Raw genomic sequence first — 17145 nt, 5'->3', positions numbered from 1 at the left:
GCCGCAGGCCTTGCTGAGCCGGCTCGATGCGGCACTGACGCATCGAGACGCGATCGTGTCGACGGACGTCGGGCAGCATCAGATGTGGGCGGCACAGCATCTGAAACAGCGGCGTCCCGGGCGCTGGTTGAGTTCGGGCGGTGCCGGCACCATGGGCTACGGGCTGCCGGCTGCGATCGGCGCGCAGATTGCGCATCCCGAGGCGCTGACGGTGTGTGTCAGCGGCGATGCCTCGGTGCTGATGAACATCCAGGAGATGTCCACCGCGATGCAGCATCGCACCCCGGTCAAGCTGGTGCTGTGCAACAACGGTCGCATGGGCATGGTCAGGCAGTGGCAGGAGCTGATCCATGGCGGCCGCTTGAGCCACAGCTACACCGAGGCCTTGCCGGATTTCGTGGCACTGGCGCGGGCCTTTGGCTGGCAGGCGCGCAGGGTTGAGCGGCGGGCTGAATTGGATGCGGCGCTGGACGAGTGCTTGCACAGCGTCGGCCCGTTCTTCCTCGATGTTGTGGTGGCGGCGCAGGAAAACTGTTTTCCGATGATGCCGGCCGGTGCCGCTCACAATGAGATCTGGCTGGGGCGTGATCGGCCCTATCTCAGCCAGGAAACAGGCGGCTGATCGCCGCTTGGCAATGGCGGGCGCCGCCCGAAACGAAAAAAGGCAGCTGACGCTGCCTTTTCGTTCAGAGCCGGGCACGGCTTAGACGCGCTTGCGGTACTCGTGCGTGCGGGTATCGATTTCGATCTTGTCGCCCTGGGCCACGAAGATGGGCACGGGGATTTCGAAACCAGTGGAGATCTTGGCGGGCTTCAGCACCTTGCCCGAGGTGTCGCCCTTGACAGCCGGCTCGGTCCAAGTGACTTCGCGCACCAGCGAAGTCGGCAGTTCGACCGAGATGGCCTTGCCGTCGTAGAACACCACTTCCACGGGCATGGAGTCTTCCAGATAGGACAGGGCGTCGCCCATGTTCTCGGCTTCGACTTCAAACTGGTTGTACTCGGTGTCCATGAACACATACATCGGGTCGGCGAAGTAGGTGTAGGTGCAGGCCTTCTTGTCCAGAATGATCTGGTCCATCTTGTCGTCGGCCTTGAAGACGGTTTCCGTACCTGCGCCGTTCAGCAGGTTCTTCATCTTCATGCGCACGGTGGCCGCGCCGCGGCCGCCACGGCTGTATTCGGTCTTCAGCACGACCATGGGGTCCTTGCCCTGCATGATCACGTTGCCGGCGCGGATTTCTTGAGCGATCTTCATAGGGGTTCCGAGTCTGGTGGGATTGAGTGATGAGGGCTTTTCGGGTTCAGCAACCCAGGCTTGGCCTGGGTTTGCGGGCTCCGAGGCCCGGCGCACGCCCTGTCCCTGATCTTCAATCACTCGGGCGGCAAAACCCCTGATTCTAGCCGCTTTCCGTGAGCTTTCTAGGCTTTGGCCCGGATGAACTGGCGCAGCTGCGTGAGCAGATCGACCTGCGCCGTCAATTGCGCACGCCAGGCCCGGGCATGGGCCTGGGCGGCCCGGGGCTCGGGCAGGCGGGCGGGCGCCCAGTCGCCCAGGCCGTTCCAGGCCCGCCACAGGCCACGCCAGCGGGCGGCCAGACCCGGCTCGGCCTCAGCCAGCCAGCGGTCCATAAAGGCCTCGAGCTTCGGGCCATGCGCGCCATCGTCCTGCGGGTAGATGTGCCAGAGAAAGGGCTTGCCGGCCCATTGGGCGCGCACGAAGGAATCCTCGCCGCGCACGCAGTTGAGATCGCAGGCCCAGAGCAGGCGGTCATAGTCGTCCTGGCTCAGATAGGGCAGGGCCTGCCAGCGCAGACCCGGGGGCAGGGCGGGCGCATCCGGTGCAGCCAGCGCCGCCTGGGCCGCGCCGGGGCAGACCAGGAGCAGGGTGGGCACTTCGCCCAGCCGTGCCAGCAGCTCGCCCAGGCCGGCATTGGGGTAGGCGAAGAGGCTCACCAGCCGCTCCCCCGGCTGTGGGGCGATGCCCTGCTGCGCCAGCCAGGCCGGGGCGTCGAAGGCTTGCTGTGCCGTCAGCAGGTCGGGCTCGCGCAGCAGGCCGCCGGTGCGCGTGCTGAAGCCGGGATAGAAAAAATGCTTGGACAGGCCCCGGCCGGGGCCACTGAACTGGGGCGAGGCCAGGCCGTGGCTGCGCTCCACATAGCTTTCGGCGCTGAGGTATTCCAGGTTGATCCAGGCCGGCGCCGGCTGCTGGCGGGCCATCAGGGCCACGAAGTCCTCGGGCAGCTCGCAGCCGAAGGCCTCGATCACCACGGCGCCGCAGTCGCTCGCCCGCGCGGCCTCGGCCCAGGGGTGCACGCTCAGCCCCGGTGGCGGGCCCTCGGGTGCCATCCAGCGCAGGGCGCTGGCGTCGTCGATCCAGAGCCGCACCGGCGTGCCACTGGCGGCCAGCGGGCGCGCCAGGCGCCAGCACACGCCGATATCACCGTAGTTGTCGATCACCCGGCAGAACAGATCCCATCTCGCTTGCGTCATCGCCCGCATTATCGAAGCCGTGCTGAAGTGCGGCCCCAAGTGGTTGCACAATCGCGGCCCATGCAAGAGAGTCCTGCCGCGCCCGAGTCCGCCGAACCGCTGGAGACGCCCCCCGAAGCAGCGCCCCAGGCCCGCGAGCGCCTGCTGGCGGAGGTGGCGGCCCTGTCCAGCCTGCCCGGCGTCTACCGCTATTTCGATGCCCAGGACCAGGTGCTCTATGTGGGCAAGGCCAAGAACCTCAAGCGCCGCGTTTCCAGCTATTTCCAGAAGGACCATGGCGGCAGCCGCATCGGCCTGATGGTGGCACGCATCGCGCGCATGGAAACCACGGTGGTGCGCACCGAGGCCGAAGCCCTGCTGCTCGAGAACAATCTGATCAAGGCGCTTACGCCTAAGTTCAACATCCTGTTCCGGGACGACAAGAGCTACCCCTATCTGCGCCTCTCGGGCCATGCTTGGCCGCGCGTGAGCTACTACCGCGGCGCGGTGGACAAGCGCCATCGCTATTTCGGACCTTTCCCCAGCGCCTGGGCGGTGAAGGAGTCCATCCAGCTGATCCAGAAGGTCTTTCGCCTGCGCACCTGCGAGGACACGGTCTTCAACAACCGCAGCCGGCCCTGCCTGCTTTACCAGATCCGCCGCTGCTCGGGCCCCTGCGTGCCCGAGGGACAGACCGAGGACTATGCGCGTGACGTGCGCCATGCCGAGCGCTTTCTGCTGGGCGAGACCCAGGAGGTGCTGGACGGCCTGCAGGCCCAGATGATGGCCCATGCCGAGCGCTTCGAGTACGAGCTGGCGGCCGAGCTGCGCAACCAGATCCAGGCCTTGTCCAAGGTGCTGCAGCAGCAGGCGGTGGACGAGAACAGCGCCACCGGCCGCGATCGCGATGTGGACATCCTGGCCGTCAAGGTACAGGGTGGGCGCGCCTGCGTGAACCTGGCCATGGTGCGCGGCGGCCGCCACCTGGGCGACCGCGCCTACTTCCCCAAGCATGTGGAGGACGCCACGGCCCTGCAGCTGGCGGCCCTGGAGGCCGAGGCCGCGGAGCAGGAGGGCGGCGAGGCGGCCCCGGCGACGGAGCGCCCCAGCCCCGAGCGCCAGGTGCTGGAGGCCTTCATGGCCCAGCACTATCTGGACGCCCAGGTGCCCTCGCTCATCGTGCTCAGCGAGGCGGTGGACGAGAGCCTGGCCGCCGCGCTCACGGCCCAGGCCGGCTACAAGGTCACCACCCAAGCCCAGCCGCGCGGCCAGCGCCGCGTCTGGCAGGAGATGTGCGTCAAGGGCGCCGAGCTGGCCCTGGCCCGCCTGCTCTCGGAAGAGGGCTCGCAGCAGGCCCGCACCCGCGCCCTGATTGAGGCCCTGGACCTGAGCGTGACCGAGCCCGAGCAGTTCCGCATCGAGTGCTTCGACATCAGCCACACGGCGGGCGAGGCCACCATGGCCTCCTGCGTGGTCTTCGAGGGCCACCAGATGCAGAGCAGCCAGTACCGTCGTTACAACATCGAGGGCATCACCGGCGGGGACGACTACGCCGCCATGCGCCAGGTGCTGACCCGACGCTACAGCAAGCTGGCCGAGGCGGCCCAGCTGGGCACGGGCCGCCTGCCCGATCTGGTGCTGGTGGATGGCGGCCGTGGCCAGGTGGCCATGGCGCGCGAGGTTTTCGAGGAACTGGGCCTGGACCTGTCCCTGATCGTGGGCGTGGAGAAGGGCGAGGGCCGCAAGGTGGGCTTGGAGGAGCTGGTCTTTGCCGACGGGCGCGAGAAGGTCTATCTGGGCCGCGACTCGGCGGCCCTGATGCTGGTGGCCCAGATCCGCGACGAGGCGCACCGCTTCGCGATCACCGGCATGCGCGCCAAGCGCGCGGCCGCGCGCACCGGTGGCTCGCGCCTGGAAGATGTGCCGGGCGTGGGCCCGCGCAAGCGTGCGCTGCTGCTGCAGCGCTTTGGCGGGGTGCGCGGCGTGGCCGCTGCCAGCGTCGATGATTTGGCCGGGGTCAAGGGCATCTCCCGTGAACTGGCCGAGGAGATTTACCGTGTCCTTCACTGAACTGATGCGCCGGCTGAGCGCCTGGGCCGGCCTGGGCCTGCTGCTGGGCTGGCTGGCTGGCTGCAGCGGCCCGCGCCTACCTCCTGGTCCGCCGCCGAGCGGGGCCCAGGGCAGCAGCGCGCCAGCGCCCAAGCCTGGTGCGGCCGAGGGCCCGCGTACGGCCGCGCCCGCCCCGACTCCGGCACAGCCCAAGCTCGGCCCCCCGCGTCCGGTACGCAATGCCATCGAGCTGCGCCAGCAAGCCGCCGAGCGTCTGGTGGCCGCCAACCCGGAGCGCAGCTATCTAGGCCCGGTGCCCGAGCCTCTGTTGGCGATTCCGGTGCTGGAGGTGGAGTTGCATGGCGACGGACGCGTGAAGCATATCGCCGTGCTGCGTCGGCCCGGTCAGGCTCAGGACACGGTGCAACTCGCCATCGATGCCGTGCACCGCGCTGCGCCGTTTGGTGATGTCTCGCGCATGCCGAGACCCTGGAAATTCAGCGAAACCTTTCTGTTTAACGACCAGCGCCGCTTCAAACCCCGCACCCTGGATCAGTGAGGGGCCCCTGAGGCCGTGCCTAGCGGCTTTCGCATGAAAGAGACAGCCCGTGGCAGGTCGCCTGCCTCGGGCACAATGCCCGCATGTTTTTCACCCTGCCAACCCTGCTCACCTGGGCCCGCATCGTCGCGATACCGCTGATCGTGGGGGTGTTCTATCTGGAGGAGTTTTCGCCGGCTCATCGCAATCTGTTCGCCACGGTGCTTTTTGTGCTGGTGGCCCTGACGGATTGGCTCGATGGCTATCTGGCGCGCAAGCTCAACCAGACCTCGTCCTTCGGCGCCTTTCTTGATCCGGTGGCGGACAAGTTCCTGGTCTGTGCGGCCCTCTTGGTCTTGCTCGAGTTGGGGCGGGTGAATGCCCTCGTGGCTCTGGTGATCGTGGGCCGTGAGATCGCGATTTCGGCCCTGCGCGAGTGGATGGCCCAGATCGGCGCCTCGCGCTCGGTGGCCGTGCACATGGTGGGAAAGCTCAAGACCACGGCCCAGATGGTCGCCATCCCTTTCCTGCTCTTCGACGGTCCGCTCTTTGGCCTGATCGACACCCGGCTCTGGGGGACCTGGCTGCTCTACATCGCCGTGGTGCTGACCATCTGGTCCATGGTGTACTACCTGCAAAAAGCCTTGCCCGAGATTCGCGCCAAGGTTCGTTGAGGCCAGCGCACGGGTCTTGAACCACCGGGTGCCTGGCTCTTGGTGACACCCGCTGCCGCGAGTCACTTTGTATCGGGACTTGCCCCTGCTCAGAGAGCCCGCGGATTGCGTCTAGAATCCGCTTCCCCGAGTTTCAGCCAGGCGCGGCCTTGGTGGCCATCTTCAAAATTCTTTGAGGGGTTTTTTGTGAACAAGTCCGAACTGATCGAGCACATTGCCAAGCAGGCCGACATTTCCAAGGCGGCGGCCGGTCGCGCGCTGGAGGCCTTGATCGGCGGCGTCAAGACCACCTTGAAGAAGAATGGCAGTGTTTCACTGGTTGGGTTCGGTACCTTCAGCGTGGCCAAGCGGGCGGCGCGAAGCGGACGTAATCCACGCACCGGCGACACGATCAAGATCAAGGCCGCCAAGGTGCCGAAATTTCGCCCTGGCAAGGGCCTGAAGGACGCGATCAACTAAGATCGCTGTTTCACCGGTTTCGACCGGGTGCTTAGCTCAGTTGGTAGAGCGCTTCCCTTACACGGAAGATGTCAGCGGTTCGAGCCCGTTAGCACCCACCATCTGCATGGCTAGAATGCCTGCGCGCAAAGGCGAACCATGGTTCGCCTTTGTCGTGTTTGAGCGCGGCACCCCAATCAAGACCGCGTCGCCCTTCGAGGACCCCGATGTTTGATTTCGTTCGCAAGCACAACCGCCTGTTTCAGCTGATGCTGCTGATCCTGATCCTGCCGGCCTTTGTGCTGGTCGGTGTCGAGGGCTACTCCCGTTTCATGGACGGCAGCAATGCCGGTGTTGCCACGGTGGACGATCGCAAGATCACTCAGGCCGAATGGGATGCAGCTCACCGCAATCAGGTGGAACGTCTGCGCTCGCAGATGCCCAATCTGGACATGAAGCTGGTCGACTCGCCGGAGGTTCGGCGTGAGTCCCTGGACGAGTTGGTGCGCGAGCGCGTGCTGCTGGCGGCTGCCAAGGGCCAACACCTGACCATCAGCGATGAGCGGCTGCAGCAGCTGTTCCGTAGCGACCCGCAGTTCGCCTTTCTGCGCAACCCCGACGGCACGGTCAACAAGAATCTGCTGCTGGCCCAGGGCATGAGCTCTGAAATGTTTGCCCAGCGTCTGCGCCAGGATCTGACGCTGAGGCAGGTCATGGTGGGCGTGGCGGGTACGGGTGTGGCCTCCAAGGCCAACTCAGCCCTGGCATTTGATGCCTTGCTGCAGCAGCGAGAGGTCCAGCTGCAGCGCTTCTCCGCCCAGGATTTCCTGGCTCAGATGAATCCGAGCGACGCTGAAGTCGAGGCCTTTTACAAGGAGCCGGCCAATAGCGCGCGCTTCCAGCTGCCCGAGATGGCCCAGATCGAGTATCTGGTGCTGGATCTGGAGACGCTCAAGAGTGGCGTGACGGTGAGCGATGACGATCTCAAGAAGTACTTTGAGGAGAACCGGTCCCGCTACACCGTGGCCGAGGAGCGCCGCGCCAGCCACATCCTGATCAAGGCCGACAAGGACACACCGGCCGCAGAGCGGGCCAAGGCCAAGGCCCGCGCCGAGGAGCTGCTGACACAGGCTCGCAAGAACCCTGCTGGTTTTGCCGAGCTGGCCCGCAAGAACTCTCAGGACGAGGGTTCAGCGGAGCGTGGCGGTGATCTGGACTTCTTCCCGCGCGGTGCCATGGTCAAGCCCTTTGAAGATGCGGCGTATGCGCTGAAGCAGGGGGAGATCAGCAATGTGGTGGAGTCCGACTTCGGCTACCACCTGATCCAGCTCACGGGTGTGCGCGGTGGCGACAAGAAGAGCTTTGAGTCGGTACGGGCCGATCTGGAGCATGAGGTTCGCCGCCAGCTGGCCCAGAAGCGCTACACCGAGCTGGCCGAGCAGTTCAGCAATGCGGTTTACGAGCAGTCCGACAGTCTCAAGCCCGCGGCTGACAAGTTCAAACTGAACCTCCAGACCGCCATGGTGCAGCGCAAGCCCGCGCCGGGCGCAAGCGGCGTGTTGGCTTCCGCCAAATTGCTGGAGGCCGTGTTTGGCAATGACGCCTTGCGCAACAAGCGCAACACGGAGGCTGTGGAAGTGGGGCCCAGCCAACTGGCCGCAGCGCGTGTGCTGGACTACAAGCCGGCACGCTTGCCGGACTTGGCGGATGTGAAGGCTCAGGTGCGCGCCCAGCTGATGCAGAAGCTCGCCGGTGAGGCGGCAGCCAAGCGAGGCAAGGAGCGACTGGAGGCTTTGCAAAAGGGCGCCGATGCCACCGGCCTGGAGCCGGCTCAGCTGATCTCGCGTGCCAAGCCCGCCAATCTCCCGCCCAAGGTGCTCAATGAGTTGCTGCGCGCCGAGGCCAGCACGCTGCCGACCTATGTGGGCGTGGACAGCGGCGAGGGCGTCTATGTCCTGGCGCGCATCAACAAGCTGCTGCCGCGCGATCCGGCCCTGATCGATGAGCAGCGTGCCAGCCAGCAGTATGCGCAGGCGTGGACTGCAGCGGAGTCGCAGGCCTACTACAACGCGCTCAAGACCCACTACAAGGTCAAGCTCAGCGTGCCTGCCGCCGCGGCTTCGTCGGCCGCGCCCTGACCCTGCCAGCAAGGCTTGGCGAAGTGCGCTCTAAGTTTTTTAAGTCAGTCTTGCGAAAAACACTTCCCAGCGTTTAATTTCTGTTTATAATCTATGTCTCTGCGGTGGCTATAGCTCAGTTGGTAGAGTCCCAGATTGTGATTCTGGTTGTCGTGGGTTCGAGTCCCATTAGCCACCCCAAGTAATTCGAAGGGCTAGCGTTGAAAAACGCTAGCCCTTTTTCCATTGGCGCGCCGAGTTTCTTCCTTTGGAAAAGGTGCTCGAAAAAAAGCCCGCCAAGATGGCGGGCATTCTTGCTGAGCGATCCGGAGTGTCAGGTCTTGCCCACCAGCTTGCTCAGACCAATCCTTGCTTGCTGGCCAGTACGGCGGCCTCGGCGCGGCTGGACACATTGAGCTTCTTGTAGATGCTCTTGATGTGATCGTTCACCGTGAACCACTTGATGCCCATCAGGTTGGCAATCTCCTTGATGGTAAAGCCCTTGCTCAGGTAGGTCAGAACCTCGTTCTCTCGCGGGGTCAGGCGTTCCCATTCCGGCGGGGGGTCAAGCGCCACGCTGCGGCTGTTGGGGCCGCTGCTGGACGACAGCGGGCTGAAGCCGGAGTTCAGGCCGCCCGACAGACTCATCGGGCCGGTATCTCCGGTGGTGCCGGGACGGAAGTGCGAGAGCAGGCGGCGTGCAATGGCGGGAGACAGCGGCGGCTGCCCCCGGACGATTCGCTGCAATTCCTCCACCAGCACCTCGAAGCGGTCTTCCTTGAGCAAATAGCCGTCGGCGCCGCATTGCAGGGCGGGGAAGAGATGGTCGTCATCGGAGTAGAGGGTGGTCACCACCTTGACCGCTGGCGACCCTGCCAGTTCGGCCAGCAATTCCATGCCGTTGCCGTCCGGGAGCTCCAGGTCCAGCAGGATCAGCTTGTAGCTTTGCTCCGGGTTCTCCGACTTGAGGCGAGCCACATGGCGGCGTGCGCCTTCGAGATCTCCGGCTTCGGTGATCTCCATGGCGTCGCTGAAGCTCTCACGCACGACGCGGCAGAGAAAGCTGCGGGCAACTGGGTTGTCTTCGATGATCAGTACTTTGACGGCCATGGTGCGAGGGGACTCCGCTCAGCGCGTCATCGTAGCGCACAACGCTCAGGGCACATGCCCCGCAAAAGGAGGGCATGCGTTGCGAGTTGTTGCCTTGAGGTCTTCTGGTGTCGGCGTTCATGCGGGCATGCGCAGTACCAGCTTGCCCACCACCTGTCGGCTGCTCATGCGGGCAAAGGCCGCGGGCAGCTCCTGCATGGGCAGCACCGCATCGAGCACGGGCTTGACCTTGCCCTGGGCATACCAGGCGGCCAGCTCGCCCAGCATCTTGGCGTTGCGGGCCGGTTCGCGACGCGCAAACTCCCCCCAGAACACGCCCACCAGGGAGGCTCCCTTGAGCAGGGCCAGATTCAGGGGCAGGGCGGGGATCTGCCCTTGTGCAAAGCCCACCACCAGATAGCGGCCGCGCCAGGCAATGCTGCGGAAGGCCGTCTCGGCCAGATCGCCCCCCACGGGGTCGTAGATCACGTCGGGTCCGCGCCCCTCGGTCAGGGTCTTGAGCTCCTCGCGCAGCTGGCCACGGCTGTAGTTGATGACGGCGTCTGCCCCCAGGGCCAGGCAGCGCGAGTTCTTCTCGTCGGAGGAAGTGGCCGCGATCACGCGCGCGCCCGCGGCCTTGGCGATCTGTATGGCGGCCGTGCCCACGCCGCCGGCCGCGCCCAGCACCAGCACGGTTTCGCCGGGCTGCAGGGCGGCACGGTCCAGCAGGGCGTGGTGGCTGGTGGCATAGGTGCAGAGAAAGGCGGCCGCATCCTCGAAGGGAAAGCCCGGCGGCAGGGGCAGTGCCTGGGCCGCGGGCAGGCAGGCATGGCTGCCGAAACCGCCGGTGCCGGCGAAGGCCGCGACCGCATCTCCGGGCTTGAGATGGCGCACGCCCTCGCCCACGGCCTCCACCACGCCGGCAAACTCGGCGCCCGGCACAAAAGGTGTGGGCGGCTTGACCTGGTACTTGCCCTGCACGATCAGCAGGTCGGGAAAGTTGAGGCTGGCCGCGCGTATGGCCACGCGGATCTGGCCCGGGCCCGGCTCCGGCGTGGGCAGTTCCTTCCAGCTCAGGGCGTCCGCGCCCACAGGGTTTTCGCACAGCCAGGCTTGCATGGTGTTCGCTCCTCGTCAGTTCCGGCGGGGGATGATAGGCAGGGGCGGGTTGCCAAGGGGTCGCGCAGGTGACGCGCTGCCTACAATGGCTGCATCATGCGTATCCTCATTGCGAACGACGACGGTTATCTGGCACCGGGCCTTGCGGCCCTGGTGAAGGCTTGCGAAGGGCTGGGGCGGATCGATGTGATCGCGCCCGAGCAGAACGCCAGTGGCACCTCCAATGCCCTGACCCTGGGCCGGCCCCTGTCGGTCTACACGGCGGCCAATGGCTTCCGCTATGTCAACGGCACGCCCTCGGACTGCGTGCACGTGGCCTTGACCGGCTTGCTGGACTACCGCCCCGACCTGGTGCTCTCCGGCATCAACAACGGCGCCAATATGGGCGATGACACGCTCTACTCCGGCACCGTAGCGGCGGCCACTGAGGGCTTTCTTTTCGGCATCCCGTCCATCGCCTTCTCCCAGGCGGACAAGGGCTGGGGCGAGCTGGAGGCCGCGGCGCAGGCAGCGCGCGCTATCGTCGAGCAGGTGATCGCGGGTGGCCTGGGCCATCCCTTCCTGCTCAATGTGAACATCCCCAACCGCGCCGACGCCGCCAGCCTGCCGCGCCGCATCACCCGCCTGGGGCGCCGCCATGCCAGCGAGGCGGTGATCCGCCAGACCAATCCGCGCGGCGAGCCCATCTACTGGATCGGTCCGGCCGGCGACGCCCGCGAGGCCGGCGAGGGCACGGACTTCCACGCCACGGCCAATGGCCAGATTTCGATCACGCCGCTACAGGTGGACCTGACCGACCACGCCGGCCTGCCGGGCTGGCGTCAGCGCCTGGGGTTGCAGTCGTGATGCGTGACATCACCGTGCACCGGGGTTCGGGGACTGTGTCATGAGCGAGGTACCCAAGCGCCGCTTTCCGCTGCCGCTGGACAAGCTGGGCTCGCAGCCAGCGCGGCCCGCGCGCGAGCTGCTGCGCCCGCAGCGTCCGCTGCATCAGGCGGCCCAGGATGCGGCGCGCCGGAGCGCGCCCAGCGGCCTGGGGCTGGACTCGGCCGGTGTGCGCCTGCGCATGGTGCAGCGCCTGCAGCGCGAGGGGCTCAAGGACGAGCGCGTGCTGCAGGCCCTGGCCAGCGTGCCGCGCCACGAGTTCGTGGACAGTGCCCTGGCCATCCAGGCCTATGAGGACACCAGCCTGCCCATCGGCCACGGGCAGACCATCTCCAAGCCCTCGGTGGTGGGCCGCATGATCGAGCTGCTGATGGCTGGCACCACCGCCCGCAGCGCGGGCCAGCTGGGCCGGGTGCTGGAGATCGGCACTGGCTGCGGCTACCAGGCCGCCGTGCTGGCCGCGCTCTCGCGTCAGGTGGTGAGCATCGAGCGCCTGCGTCCCCTGCACGACAAGGCCCAGGGCCATCTGCAGGGCCTGGGTCTGCTGCGCCAGATCCGACTGATCTATGGTGATGGGCGCCTGGGCCATGCCGGCGCGGGCCCTTATGACGCCATCATCGCCGCCGCCGGTGGCGAGGACCTGCCCGAGCCCTGGCTGACCCAACTCGCCCCGGGCGGTCGACTGGTGGCGCCCATGCAGGCGCCGGGCGGTCGTGGCCAGGTGCTGGTGGTGGTGGACCATGTGGTGGAGGCGGGGGGCTCGCGTCTTGTTCGCACGGTTCACGAACCGGTGCTGTTCGTGCCCCTAAAATCGGGCGTCATGTGAATTCCGCGCCTTTGCCAGCGCCTGGAAACGCCTCAAGCATGCAATACAACACGAACCGGATTCCGGCGGCCCTGTCCGCTCTCGCACTTGTGTCCATCCTGGCGGGCTGTGCCTCGCCCAAGCACAAGGCTCCCGTGGAAGACCGACCCATCAGCGGCGGCGCACGCAGCAGCGCGCCGGCCCCTGCGCCGAGCCCGGCGCCTGCTCCCGATACCAAGCCCCTGCCTGGCGCCGAGAACGCCGGCAAGCCCGGCTACTACACGGTGAAGCAGGGCGACACCCTGATCCGTATCGCGCTGGAAAATGGGCAGAACTGGCGCGATCTGGTCAAGTGGAACGAGCTGGAGAATGCCAACCGCATCGAGGTGGGTCAGGTCTTGCGCGTGGTGCCGCCCGGTATCGATGCGGGTGCCGTCAGCGCGCGTCCGGTGGCGACGGCCAAGGTGGAGAGCCGCCCTCTGGACAGCAAACCCGCCGCCGCGCCGGCCTCTGCAGCTCAGTCTCCAGCGGCTTCGGCGCCGAGCACGCCTGCGGCAACGGGCGGCGATGATGATCCGTCCTGGGGCTGGCCGGTGAACGGGCCGGTGACGGCAGGTTTCGATGACGCGCGCAACAAGGGATTGGCCTTTGGTGGCAAGGCGGGTGACCCGGTGCTGGCGGCAGCGGATGGCCGTGTGGTTTACGCGGGTTCTGGCTTGCGCGGCTACGGCAATCTCGTCATCATCAAGCACAACGCGACTTACCTGACGGCCTACGCGCACAACCAGACCTTGCTGGTCAAGGAGGATCAGGCAGTGCGCAAGGGGCAGAAGATTGCCGAGATGGGGTCCAGCGACGCCGAGCAAGTGAAACTTCACTTCGAGGTGCGCAAGCAGGGCAAGCCCGTCGATCCGGCCAAGCTGCTGCCAGCCCGTTAGGACACAGCATGGGGGCGATGAGCAAGGATCATGAAGCAGACTTCTTTGCACATAAGCCCCGCGGCACGGCCCGCTGGATTTGTTCCACCCGGGCCGTTGCGCTTGCAGGATCTTGACGTCCTGCCGGCCGTCCCGCTTGATGATGATGAAGGCGCCGCTGCGGCGCCAGTCCCTGTCCCTAGCGAAGAGGATGACGAGGCCGAGGCGCTGCGTGCCAACGGCCGTGGGCGCGCCGCCAGTGCGCCCGGTGCCGAGTTGGAGCTGGGCAATGCGCTGCAGGCCTATCTGCGCGACATCCGCCGCACCCCGCTGCTGACCCCCCAGGAAGAGTACGACACGGCGGTGCGCGCCCGCGCTGGTGAATTCGCCGCACGTCAGTCCATGATCGAGCACAACCTGCGGCTCGTGGTCAGCATCGCCAAGAACTACCTGGGCCGTGGCCTGCCCATGAGCGATCTGATTGAGGAGGGTAACCTCGGTCTGATGCATGCCATCGGCAAGTTCGAGCCGGAGCGTGGCTTCCGCTTCTCGACCTATGCCAGCTGGTGGATACGCCAGAGCATTGAGCGTGCCCTGATGCACCAGGCCCGCTTGGTGCGCCTGCCGGTGCATATCGTGCGCGAGCTCAACCAGGTGCTGAAGGCGCGGCGTGCGCTGGAGGCCTTGCGCAGCCAGGACGGCCAGGAGGCCGTGGTGCGCGCCGAGGAGATTGCCGCACGCCTGAACCTGCCCCTGTCTCATGTGTCCGATCTGCTGGCCTATGCCGAGCTGCCGAGCTCGCTGGACTCGCCGGTGGACCGCAATGGCGAGGGCGGCGAGTCCATGATGGACCTGGTGGCCGATGAGCAGGCGGTGGATCCGCTGGGCCAGCGCCTGAGTCATGAGCTGGAAGCGTTGCTGGCCCATGGCATGGCGGCCCTGAATGATCGCGAGCGCGAGGTGCTGGCCGGCCGCTACGGTCTGGCGGACCGGGAGCCCGAGACCCTGGATGTGCTGGCCATACGCCTGGGGCTGACGCGCGAGCGCATTCGCCAGATCCAGATCGAGGCGCTGAACAAGCTCAAGCGCAATATGCAGCGCCACGGCATCAACCGCGACGCCATCTTCTGACGCCTGAGCCGCGTCCCGCGCGGGCGAGCCCGGCGGGCCTGGGATAATCGCGCGCCATGACGCAAGAGAATGAATGGCTGAAGGTCGAGGCCCTGGACCTCGAGGCGCAGGGCGTGGCCCGCAATACCGAGGGCAAGGTGGTCTTCATCGATGGCGCCCTGCCTGGCGAAGAGGTACAGGTCAGCGTTGGCCGCAAGAAGAACAACTGGGAGCAGGGCACGCTGATGGCTCTGCGGCGCGAGAGCTCGCAGCGCGTGACGCCGGGCTGCCCGCATTTCGGCCTGCATGCCGGCGCCTGCGGCGGCTGCAAGATGCAGCATCTGCATGCCGGGGCCCAGGTGGCGGTGAAGCAACGCGTGGTGGAGGACAACCTCTGGCATCTGGGCAAGGTCAAGCCCGAGACGCTGCTGCGTCCTATTGAAGGCCCGACCTGGGGCTACCGCTACCGCGCGCGCTTCTCGGTGCGCTATGTGGCCAAGAAGGGCGTGGTGCTGATCGGCTTTCACGAGCGCAAGAGCCGCTATGTGGCCGATATGCAGGTCTGCAAGGTGGTGCCCGCCAGCGTCAGCGATCTGCTGATGCCGCTGCGCGAGCTGATCGCCAGCATGGAGGAGCGCGACCGCCTGCCGCAGATCGAGCTGGCCATGGGCGACAACGGCGAGGCCACCGTCATGGCCCTGGTGCTGCGCCATCTGAATCCGCTGCCCGAGGGCGACAAGGCCAAGCTGCGTGCGTTTGCCGCCGCTCACCCGATGGTGCAATGGTGGCTGCAGCCCAAGGGGCCGGACACCGTGCATCTGCTGGACGAGGGCGGGCCCGAACTGGCCTACACCCTGCCCGAGTTCGGCGTACGCATGCCCTTCAAGCCCACCGACTTCACCCAGGTGAATCCGCACATCAACAGCGTGCTGGTGGGGCGCGCGCTGCGCCTGCTGCAGGTGCACAAGGATGAGCGGGTGATTGACTGGTTCTGCGGCCTGGGCAACTTCACCTTGCCTCTGGCCACCCAGGCGCGCGAGGTGCTGGGCATCGAGGGCAGCGAGGCCCTGGTGCAGCGCTCGCGCGAGAACGCTCGCCGCAATGGCCTGGAGGCCAATACAAGCTTCGTGGCGCGCAATCTCTTCGAGATGACGCCCGAGCTGCTGGCCGCCGATGGCGTGGCCGACAAATGGTTGGTGGACCCGCCGCGCGAGGGCGCTTTCGCCCTGGCCAAGGCCGTGGCCGACATCGCCGAGAACCCGGCCCTGGCGCCGGGCTGGACCCCGCCCAAGCGCATCGTCTATGTGTCCTGCAACCCGGCCACCCTGGCGCGCGACGCGGGCCTGCTGGTGAATGTGGCCGGCTACCGCTGCACGGCGGCCAGCGCGGTGAATATGTTCCCGCACACGGCGCATGTGGAGAGCATTGCGGTCTTCGAACGCTGAAACAGAAAAAGGGCCGTAAGGCCCTTTCGTTTTTATGCGCCACGCAGTTGGCGCTCATCGCGCGGAGTCCGCGGATCCGGCTCTGCCGGGCCGTCGGACTCGCCCCCTTGAGGGGGCCGGCGCAGCCGGTAGGGGGTGTTAGTCCCTTTCCCCGCCAAAGATGCCCAGCAGGCCTTGCAGGCTCGGGGCGCTCAGGAAGGAGACGCGGCCCTGGTTGATCATGTCTTCATAGATCTTGGACTCGCGGCGGCCCAGCGCGGCCGTGTGAGCCTTGGCCGGGGCGATCTGGGCCGACGCCGGCGCTGCACCGTCCAGGCGTTGCAGCCACAGCAGATGGCCACCGTCGTCCACGATGGCGATGCTCACGGCCCAGCTGTTGTTGCGGGCCTCGGTCTCGGCCGCGGCGGCAATGCGCTTGACGTCGTCCAGGGTCAGATAGGGCTTTTGATTCATGGTCTTGGTCTTGAAATCCAACAGTGAGATGCTCACTTTAGCGTCCATGGGCTGCCGCATTCACACCCGGAGTGCAAAGCTGCCGCTACAGCCGCTCAAGCTCCCAGGGACAGTGAGGAGATAGGGCGCCGGCCCGGGCGCGATGCTGTGACTAGAATCGCACCAGAAGCCCGGCCTGCCAGGGCTCCAACGACGACATCTTCGGAGGACTTATGAACGAAAGCCTGCAAAACCAATACGGCGCCGCCTACGGCTCCGCGCTGGCCAGCGACCGCCAGCGCGTGCTGCGCAACACCTACTGGCTGCTGGCCCTGTCCATGGTGCCCACCGTGCTGGGTGCCTGGATCGGTGTGTCCACTGGCATCATGGCCAAGATGGGCTTCGGCCTCTCGACCCTGATCTTTTTCGTGGGCGCCTTCGGCCTGATGTTCGTGGTCGAGAAGACCAAGAACAGCAGCACCGGCGTGGTGGCTCTGCTGGGCTTCACCTTCTTCATGGGCCTGATGCTCTCGCGCCTGCTGGCCCAGATCCTGGGCTTCAAGAATGGCGCCAGCCTGATCATGACCGCCTTTGGCGGCACCGCCGCCATCTTCTTCGCCATGGCCAGCCTGGCCACGGTGATCAAACGCGACCTCTCGGGGCTGGGCAAGTTCCTCTTCGTGGGCGCCATCATCATGCTGGTGGCCGGCGTCGTGAACATCTTCCTGCAGTCCTCGGCCCTGATGCTGACCCTGCTGGTGTTGAGCATGGCTGTCTTCTCGGCCTTCATGCTCTACGACATCAAGCGCATTCTGGACGGCGGCGAGACCAACTACATCAGCGCCACCCTGGCGATCTATCTGGACATCTACAACGTGTTCCAGAGCCTGCTGTCCCTGCTGGGCATCTTCGGCGGCGAGCGCGACTGATCGACGCCACGACCGAATGACAAAAGGCGGCCGGTGGCCGCCTTTTTTTGTGTGCAGCGCGCCGCCCACGCTGACGATGCAGCAGCAGGCGCACTGGCCACGCGCATCACTTGCCCGGTGTGTAGT

17 protein-coding genes and 2 tRNA genes are annotated in these 17145 nt (G+C 66.2%); 14 read left to right on the top strand and 5 right to left on the bottom strand.

Going from position 1 to position 17145, the window contains the following annotated elements; all coding sequences use genetic code 11:
* Positions 1–622: thiamine pyrophosphate-dependent enzyme (locus tag ACK5F2_RS16950; RefSeq protein ID WP_409866757.1), on the top strand; the 622-nt coding region annotated here is incomplete at its 5' end.
* Positions 623–703: 81 nt separating this feature from the next.
* Here ACK5F2_RS16950 and efp read toward each other — a convergent pair.
* Positions 704–1258 (bottom strand): elongation factor P, encoded by a 555-nt coding sequence (gene efp / locus ACK5F2_RS16945; protein ID WP_409866754.1) that lies wholly within the window; start codon positions 1256–1258, stop codon positions 704–706.
* Positions 1259–1422: 164 nt separating this feature from the next.
* The gene (gene earP / locus ACK5F2_RS16940; protein ID WP_409866751.1) at positions 1423–2502 is read right to left on the bottom strand and encodes an elongation factor P maturation arginine rhamnosyltransferase EarP; all 1080 of its coding nucleotides are present in this window, start codon (positions 2500–2502) and stop codon (positions 1423–1425) included.
* A 51-nt stretch (positions 2503–2553) separates the two neighbouring features.
* Here earP and uvrC point away from each other — a divergent pair, with 51 nt between their 5' ends.
* The 7 genes from uvrC (at position 2554) to ACK5F2_RS16905 (ending at position 8489) form a co-directional block, all read left to right on the top strand.
* Positions 2554–4542, top strand: coding sequence for an excinuclease ABC subunit UvrC (gene uvrC / locus ACK5F2_RS16935; RefSeq protein WP_409866749.1), 1989 nt, complete (start codon positions 2554–2556; stop codon positions 4540–4542).
* Complete coding sequence (locus tag ACK5F2_RS16930; protein ID WP_409866747.1) at positions 4529–5080, top strand: hypothetical protein; 552 nt, start codon at positions 4529–4531, stop codon at positions 5078–5080. The genes uvrC and ACK5F2_RS16930 overlap by 14 nt, the downstream gene beginning before the upstream one ends.
* 83 nt (positions 5081–5163) lie before the next feature.
* Positions 5164–5733 (top strand): CDP-diacylglycerol--glycerol-3-phosphate 3-phosphatidyltransferase, encoded by a 570-nt coding sequence (gene pgsA / locus ACK5F2_RS16925; protein ID WP_409866745.1) that lies wholly within the window; start codon positions 5164–5166, stop codon positions 5731–5733.
* A gap of 186 nt (positions 5734–5919) precedes the next feature.
* Entirely contained in the window at positions 5920–6192 is a 273-nt protein-coding gene (locus tag ACK5F2_RS16920; RefSeq protein WP_133602874.1) for an HU family DNA-binding protein, read from the top strand.
* Positions 6193–6217: 25 nt separating this feature from the next.
* Positions 6218–6293 (top strand) — tRNA-Val (locus tag ACK5F2_RS16915).
* Between the two features lie 105 nt (positions 6294–6398).
* Complete coding sequence (locus ACK5F2_RS16910) at positions 6399–8309, top strand: SurA N-terminal domain-containing protein (protein ID WP_409866743.1); 1911 nt, start codon at positions 6399–6401, stop codon at positions 8307–8309.
* 104 nt (positions 8310–8413) lie between these two features.
* Positions 8414–8489 (top strand) — tRNA-His (locus ACK5F2_RS16905).
* A 156-nt stretch (positions 8490–8645) separates the two neighbouring features.
* Here the strand turns inward: ACK5F2_RS16905 and ACK5F2_RS16900 are convergent.
* The gene (locus tag ACK5F2_RS16900) at positions 8646–9398 is read right to left on the bottom strand and encodes a LuxR C-terminal-related transcriptional regulator (RefSeq protein ID WP_133602876.1); all 753 of its coding nucleotides are present in this window, start codon (positions 9396–9398) and stop codon (positions 8646–8648) included.
* Between the two features lie 117 nt (positions 9399–9515).
* The gene (locus tag ACK5F2_RS16895) at positions 9516–10496 is read right to left on the bottom strand and encodes an NADPH:quinone oxidoreductase family protein (protein ID WP_409866741.1); all 981 of its coding nucleotides are present in this window, start codon (positions 10494–10496) and stop codon (positions 9516–9518) included.
* 96 nt (positions 10497–10592) lie between these two features.
* On the opposite strand from ACK5F2_RS16895, the gene surE reads away from it, so the two are divergent.
* From surE to rlmD, 5 genes are all read left to right on the top strand, one after another.
* Positions 10593–11342, top strand: a complete 750-nt coding sequence (gene surE, locus ACK5F2_RS16890; RefSeq protein ID WP_409866739.1) for a 5'/3'-nucleotidase SurE — start codon at positions 10593–10595, stop codon at positions 11340–11342.
* Between the two features lie 40 nt (positions 11343–11382).
* On the top strand, positions 11383–12207 hold the full coding sequence (locus tag ACK5F2_RS16885) for a protein-L-isoaspartate(D-aspartate) O-methyltransferase (RefSeq protein WP_409866737.1): 825 nt from the start codon (positions 11383–11385) through the stop codon (positions 12205–12207).
* 38 nt (positions 12208–12245) lie between these two features.
* Positions 12246–13124, top strand: a complete 879-nt coding sequence (locus ACK5F2_RS16880) for a peptidoglycan DD-metalloendopeptidase family protein (protein ID WP_409866734.1) — start codon at positions 12246–12248, stop codon at positions 13122–13124.
* A 102-nt stretch (positions 13125–13226) separates the two neighbouring features.
* A complete protein-coding gene (rpoS, locus tag ACK5F2_RS16875) occupies positions 13227–14234 on the top strand; it encodes an RNA polymerase sigma factor RpoS (RefSeq protein WP_409866732.1) in 1008 nt (335 codons plus the stop codon).
* A 56-nt stretch (positions 14235–14290) separates the two neighbouring features.
* Positions 14291–15658, top strand: coding sequence for a 23S rRNA (uracil(1939)-C(5))-methyltransferase RlmD (rlmD, locus tag ACK5F2_RS16870; protein WP_409866729.1), 1368 nt, complete (start codon positions 14291–14293; stop codon positions 15656–15658).
* A gap of 138 nt (positions 15659–15796) precedes the next feature.
* Here the strand turns inward: rlmD and ACK5F2_RS16865 are convergent, their stop codons facing one another.
* Entirely contained in the window at positions 15797–16111 is a 315-nt protein-coding gene (locus ACK5F2_RS16865) for a GlcG/HbpS family heme-binding protein (RefSeq protein ID WP_409866760.1), read from the bottom strand.
* A gap of 212 nt (positions 16112–16323) precedes the next feature.
* Here ACK5F2_RS16865 and ACK5F2_RS16860 point away from each other — a divergent pair, with 212 nt between their 5' ends.
* Complete coding sequence (locus ACK5F2_RS16860) at positions 16324–17019, top strand: Bax inhibitor-1/YccA family protein (RefSeq protein WP_409866728.1); 696 nt, start codon at positions 16324–16326, stop codon at positions 17017–17019.
* Positions 17020–17145 lie beyond the last annotated feature (126 nt).

This window comes from Roseateles sp., from assembly GCF_046300915.1.
Taxonomy (GTDB): domain Bacteria; phylum Pseudomonadota; class Gammaproteobacteria; order Burkholderiales; family Burkholderiaceae_C; genus Kinneretia.
The sequence above is the reverse complement of the archived record's forward strand: the minus strand, read 5'-3'. Positions and strand labels throughout refer to the sequence as shown.

Bases quoted from the DNA above. Each gene is read 5' to 3' on its own strand.
- ACK5F2_RS16880 (WP_409866734.1), top strand. From the start codon at position 12,246: ATGCAATACAACACGAACCGGATTCCGGCGGCCCTGTCCGCTCTCGCA.
- ACK5F2_RS16865 (WP_409866760.1), bottom strand. From the start codon at position 16,111: ATGAATCAAAAGCCCTATCTGACCCTGGACGACGTCAAGCGCATTGCC.
- ACK5F2_RS16885 (WP_409866737.1), top strand. From the start codon at position 11,383: ATGAGCGAGGTACCCAAGCGCCGCTTTCCGCTGCCGCTGGACAAGCTG.
- surE (WP_409866739.1), top strand. From the start codon at position 10,593: ATGCGTATCCTCATTGCGAACGACGACGGTTATCTGGCACCGGGCCTT.
- pgsA (WP_409866745.1), top strand. From the start codon at position 5,164: ATGTTTTTCACCCTGCCAACCCTGCTCACCTGGGCCCGCATCGTCGCG.
- ACK5F2_RS16895 (WP_409866741.1), bottom strand. From the start codon at position 10,496: ATGCAAGCCTGGCTGTGCGAAAACCCTGTGGGCGCGGACGCCCTGAGC.
- ACK5F2_RS16910 (WP_409866743.1), top strand. From the start codon at position 6,399: ATGTTTGATTTCGTTCGCAAGCACAACCGCCTGTTTCAGCTGATGCTG.
- earP (WP_409866751.1), bottom strand. From the start codon at position 2,502: ATGCGGGCGATGACGCAAGCGAGATGGGATCTGTTCTGCCGGGTGATC.
- efp (WP_409866754.1), bottom strand. From the start codon at position 1,258: ATGAAGATCGCTCAAGAAATCCGCGCCGGCAACGTGATCATGCAGGGC.
- rlmD (WP_409866729.1), top strand. From the start codon at position 14,291: ATGACGCAAGAGAATGAATGGCTGAAGGTCGAGGCCCTGGACCTCGAG.
- uvrC (WP_409866749.1), top strand. From the start codon at position 2,554: ATGCAAGAGAGTCCTGCCGCGCCCGAGTCCGCCGAACCGCTGGAGACG.
- ACK5F2_RS16860 (WP_409866728.1), top strand. From the start codon at position 16,324: ATGAACGAAAGCCTGCAAAACCAATACGGCGCCGCCTACGGCTCCGCG.
- ACK5F2_RS16900 (WP_133602876.1), bottom strand. From the start codon at position 9,398: ATGGCCGTCAAAGTACTGATCATCGAAGACAACCCAGTTGCCCGCAGC.